The sequence below is a fragment of the Streptomyces sp. McG3 genome (genome assembly GCF_018619185.1).
Classification (GTDB): Bacteria; Actinomycetota; Actinomycetes; order Streptomycetales; family Streptomycetaceae; genus Streptomyces.
In genome coordinates this window covers 1-4,111 of the sequence record NZ_JAAXYC010000477.1, presented here as the reverse complement: position 1 = coordinate 4,111, position 4,111 = coordinate 1, and the positions used below count along the sequence as shown (strand labels likewise).

Genomic DNA, 4,111 nt, shown 5'->3' with positions numbered 1-4,111 from the left:
GCCCCTGCCCGGCGGGGGCGGGGGTGGTCAGGCCGCCTGGAGGACGTCACAGGAGCAGTGGCGGAATTCCAGGCCGAGCTCCCGGTCCACGGCCGCGCTCGAACGCGTGGCGGCTTCGGAGACCTGCTCCCAGGAGCCGTACTTCAGGTAGAGCTGGTCCGCCGTCGGGCCGAGCGGGTTCCCGTACTTCTTCTGGTTGCGCGCCTCCAGCTCCGCGACCTGTTCCGGGGTCATCCCGGCGCGGACGACGTCCTTGGCGTCATTGCGCATCTGGACCAGGGCGCGGGCGATGTCCTCCTCCGAGCGCCCTTCGGCGCGCATGGCGCACTCCGTGCGTTCCATGTCCGCGAGGAGGTCGTGATAGCGCATCCGCTGATCGCGGGCGACCTCGCGCTCCTGCGGCGTCTCGCTCCGGATCAGGCACACGACCGGTTCCGGACTGGTGCAGTCACCGTGATCCGGGGCCGCCTGCGAGACGGGCGCGACGACGACCGAACCGCAACCGGCGGACGACGCGCACGGGTGCGCGGTGAGCGTGGCGGCAGAAGCGGACTGGAGGGGGAGGAAGACGACTTGGGCGACCAGCAGGGTGGGAACCACGCGGCGGGCCAGCGAACGCAGACTGTTCCGTGACATGCGCTCATGGTTCGGCACACGGCCACGGGAACGCCGCACGGCGAGGCCGTACCACCCCTGCGGGCGGCCGACTCCACTCCGCCGGGTGAAGGCGGAGCGGACGGGCTGGGGCGGCGCCCTTCTCAGAGGTCGTCGGGCAGCAACCGGAACGCCTTGTGCCCGGTCGGAGGCCGGACCCTACGGCAGTGGCGGTCGGAGGTGAAGGTGAACTCGGTACGGTAGGCGGCGGCCGGCGCGACGTTCATCGCGTCCGTCAGTCCGATGCCTCTGCCCCCGTCAGCGTCCACGTATCCCTCCGCGACGGCGATCGCCGCGCTCAGGCGCGCGCCGACGGAAGGGATCTCGGACCGACGGGTGGCTGTGCCGCGTTCGAGGGTGACCGATCCCGCCCGGCGCGCAGGAGGGCGCGGAGCGCTCGGTCGAGGCCTTCGCGCTCGGTGTCGGTGAGGTCGGAGACCAGTGCCGACAGGTCGGCCGCGAGGTCGGTGAGGGCGGCGTCGACGACGCGGCGGCCCTCCGCCGTGAGGGTGATCCGGAAGCTGCGGCGGTCGTCGGCGTCGGGGACGCGTTCCGCGAGTCCGGCCTTCTCCAGCCGGTCCATCCGCTTCGTCATCCCCGCCCGCGACATCATCAGCTCGGAGGAGAGCGCGGACGGGCTCAGGGCGTACGGGGCACCGGTGCGCCGCAGCGTCGCGAGCACGTCGAAGTCGCCCTTGGCGATGCCGTGCCGTTCCACGGCGCGTTCCCCCACCGGGCCGATGACGTTCTCCGCGACGAACGCCAGCCGGCCGACGGTCGTCAGCGCGGACACCTCCAGGTCCGGCCGCTCCCGTCGCCAGTCCTCGACGATTCCGTCCACCGCGTCCGCGGCACCCTCGCTCATGCAGCGCAGTCTATTCGCCAGACGATAGTTCGCTGGCGTACTATCGTCTGGCGAACTATCCCCTGGACGAGGATTCGAGGAGACCGCTGTGCGAACTCTCATCCGTGATGTGCGCGCCTTCGACGGCGTGCGGGCCGTGGAAGGCGCTGACGTCCTCATGGTCGACGGCCACATCGCCGAGCCCGACGGCCTCCGCGCGGACGTCGAAGTCGACGGTGCGGGCAGGACCTTGCTTCCGGGGCTGATCGACGCGCACACCCACACCTTCGACGGCAGTCTCGCCCGGGCGCTGTCCTACGGCGTGACCACCGAGCTGGACATGTTCTGCCTGCCGTCGAACCTGCGACGCCAGCGAAAGCTGGCCGCGGACCGTGATGACGTCGCCGATCTCCGCAGTGCCGGCGTCCTGGCCACCGCACCGGGCGGCCATCCGACGGGAGTCATGGCAGCGATATCCACCATGCTGGAGAACCCCGAGGACGCGGTCGGACCGTTCGACACGATCGCCGACCCCGCCCGGGCCGCATCGTTCGTCGCCGCCCGGGCGGCCGAGGGCAGCGACTACCTGAAGATCGTGATCGATGACGGCGCGATGGCCGGGACACCGGTGCCCGCTCTCGGGCGGGACACCGCGGCCGCTCTCGTCGACGCCGCCCGCGCGGCGGGACTGAAGACCATCGCGCATGCGTGCACCGCCAGGGAGGCCGCACTCGCCCTGGACGCCGGCGTCGACGGACTGGCCCACGTCTGGGCCGACACCCCCGCGGGTGATCCGGTCACCGACGTCTTGGCTGCCAGGGCGGCCGGACGGGGCGTCTTCGTGGTGAGCACGCTCGCCTACTTCGAGTCCATCGGCGGCGACGGCTCGGACCGCCTCAGCCGTGCGGCGCACGCCGCCGGGGCGCTGCACCGGGCAGGTGTGCCGCTGCTGGCCGGTACCGACGCCAACCCCTTCGCCCCCAGCCACGGCGACGGCCTGCACCGAGAGCTGGAACTGCTGGTCCGGGCCGGCCTCTCCCCGCTCGAAGCGCTGGCCGCCGGCACCGGTGTCACCGCCCGGTGCTTCGGGCTGGCCGACCGGGGCCGTATCGCCCCGGGGCTCCGCGCCGACCTGGTCCTCGTCGACGGCGACCCGACGCGAGAGATCGTCGCGAGCCGTTCCGTCGTCGACGTCTGGCGACGCGGCATCCGCCGATCCCGCTGACATACGCGGGCGCGGCATCCGCCGATCCCGCTGACATGCGCGGGCGCGGCATCCGCCGATCCCGCTGCCGCACGCGGCCCGGGGCTGCCCTCGCAGGCGCCCTGTCCGCTTCTCTCCCCCCGGAGCGCCCCATGTCCTTACCGTCCGTGCTCAAGCCCGCGCCCCGCGCCGGGCGTCCCCAGGCCCAGCGGCCGATGCGGCTGTTGCAGATCACGCTCGTCCTCCAGTCGGCGGTGATCCTGGCGCAGGCGGCCACGGCCGGGCTCCTGCTCGCCTCCGTCCCCGTCGGCCGGGAGCTGCACGGCGTGATGGGGGGAGCCGTCCTCCTCGTGGTGCTGCTCAACCTGGGAGCGACGATCCTGGCCTGGAAGCCGGGGGGAGGCTCGCCGCGCCTGCTTCTCAGGAGCGCTCCGATGCTGGTTTTCACGCTGGCGCAGATGGTGCTCGGCTTCGCCCGTGTGCGGGAACTGCACGTGCCGATAGGGGTGTTGATGTTCGGCGCGAGCGTCATGCTGCTGACCCAGGTCCGGAACGACGGCCGGCCGGCCCGGGGCGGTGAGGCGTCGTGACCCCGACCCGACGGCAGACGCTCCGACTGATCGGGGGAGCGGCCGTGGCGCTGCCGGCCCTGGGCCTGGGGCTGCCGGCACTGAGGACGGCTGTCACCGGCAGGAGCATCGACACGGTGGGCAGGATCGCCTTCACCCACCGTGTGCAGGCGCCACCGCTTGCCGAGTCCCGGTTCGACGGAGAGGGAAGACGGGTCTTCGAGCTGGACATCCGTCAGGGCACGAGGGAGTTCATCGCGGGCAGACGCTCTCCTGCCTGGGGCGTCAACGGCGAGTGTCCCGGCCCGACCCTGCGGGCCGCGCGCGGGGAGACCGTGCTGATCAACGTGGCCAACGGCGTGGACGAGGCGACCTCGCTCCACTGGCACGGCATGCATCTGCCGCCCACGATGGACGGCGGCCCGCACCGGATGATCGAGCCGGGTGCGACCTGGTCGCCCACGTGGAGGATCGACCAGCCCGGCGCGTCGCTCTGGTACCACCCGCACCCGCACGGGAAGACGGCCCAGCACCTCTATCGCGGTGTGGCCGGAATGTTCCTCATCGATGACGACGACACCACCGCCAAGTCGCTTCCCCACCGCTACGGCATCGATGACGTCCCGGTCATCGTGCAGGACCGGCGGTTCGTCGACGGCCGGCTGGAAGAAGCCGCTCGGATCTGATCACGAAGCGGCTGGACGCCCTGAAGGTGTGTGAGGAGAACGCCCGCCGCTAGCGGAGGGTCCTGGTCACCGCGGCGCAAGCGGCCGCGCACGAAGCTGCACACATGTGATCGACGGTACCAGGGCGGCGGGAGCGGGCCGGGGTGACCAGGAC

The 4,111-nt window shown here is 72.1% G+C and carries 6 protein-coding genes; 3 read left to right on the top strand and 3 right to left on the bottom strand.

Annotated features, from left to right (window positions below; translation table 11 throughout):
• Positions 1-27 precede the first annotated feature (27 nt).
• From HET64_RS37220 to HET64_RS37210, 3 genes are all read right to left on the bottom strand, one after another.
• Entirely contained in the window at positions 28-636 is a 609-nt protein-coding gene (locus HET64_RS37220) for a hypothetical protein (protein WP_215111653.1), read from the bottom strand.
• Positions 637-758: 122 nt separating this feature from the next.
• A complete protein-coding gene (locus tag HET64_RS37215) occupies positions 759-923 on the bottom strand; it encodes a hypothetical protein (protein WP_308370433.1) in 165 nt (54 codons plus the stop codon).
• A 29-nt stretch (positions 924-952) separates the two neighbouring features.
• The gene (locus tag HET64_RS37210; protein ID WP_215111652.1) at positions 953-1,519 is read right to left on the bottom strand and encodes a MarR family winged helix-turn-helix transcriptional regulator; all 567 of its coding nucleotides are present in this window, start codon (positions 1,517-1,519) and stop codon (positions 953-955) included.
• An 88-nt stretch (positions 1,520-1,607) separates the two neighbouring features.
• Between HET64_RS37210 and HET64_RS37205 the strand changes: the two genes are divergently transcribed.
• The 3 genes from HET64_RS37205 (at position 1,608) to HET64_RS37195 (ending at position 3,957) form a co-directional block, all read left to right on the top strand.
• On the top strand, positions 1,608-2,723 hold the full coding sequence (locus tag HET64_RS37205; RefSeq protein ID WP_215111651.1) for an amidohydrolase family protein: 1,116 nt from the start codon (positions 1,608-1,610) through the stop codon (positions 2,721-2,723).
• Positions 2,724-2,854: 131 nt separating this feature from the next.
• Positions 2,855-3,292: a hypothetical protein gene (locus HET64_RS37200; protein WP_251146405.1), complete on the top strand. Its 438-nt coding sequence runs from the start codon at positions 2,855-2,857 to the stop codon at positions 3,290-3,292.
• The gene (locus HET64_RS37195) at positions 3,289-3,957 is read left to right on the top strand and encodes a multicopper oxidase domain-containing protein (RefSeq protein ID WP_215111650.1); all 669 of its coding nucleotides are present in this window, start codon (positions 3,289-3,291) and stop codon (positions 3,955-3,957) included. Before HET64_RS37200 ends, HET64_RS37195 begins: the two co-directional genes overlap by 4 nt.
• The last annotated feature ends 154 nt before the right edge of the window (positions 3,958-4,111 follow it).

Bases quoted from the DNA above. Each gene is read 5' to 3' on its own strand.
- HET64_RS37220 (WP_215111653.1), bottom strand. From the start codon at position 636: ATGTCACGGAACAGTCTGCGTTCGCTGGCCCGCCGCGTGGTTCCCACC.
- HET64_RS37210 (WP_215111652.1), bottom strand. From the start codon at position 1,519: ATGAGCGAGGGTGCCGCGGACGCGGTGGACGGAATCGTCGAGGACTGG.
- HET64_RS37200 (WP_251146405.1), top strand. From the start codon at position 2,855: ATGTCCTTACCGTCCGTGCTCAAGCCCGCGCCCCGCGCCGGGCGTCCC.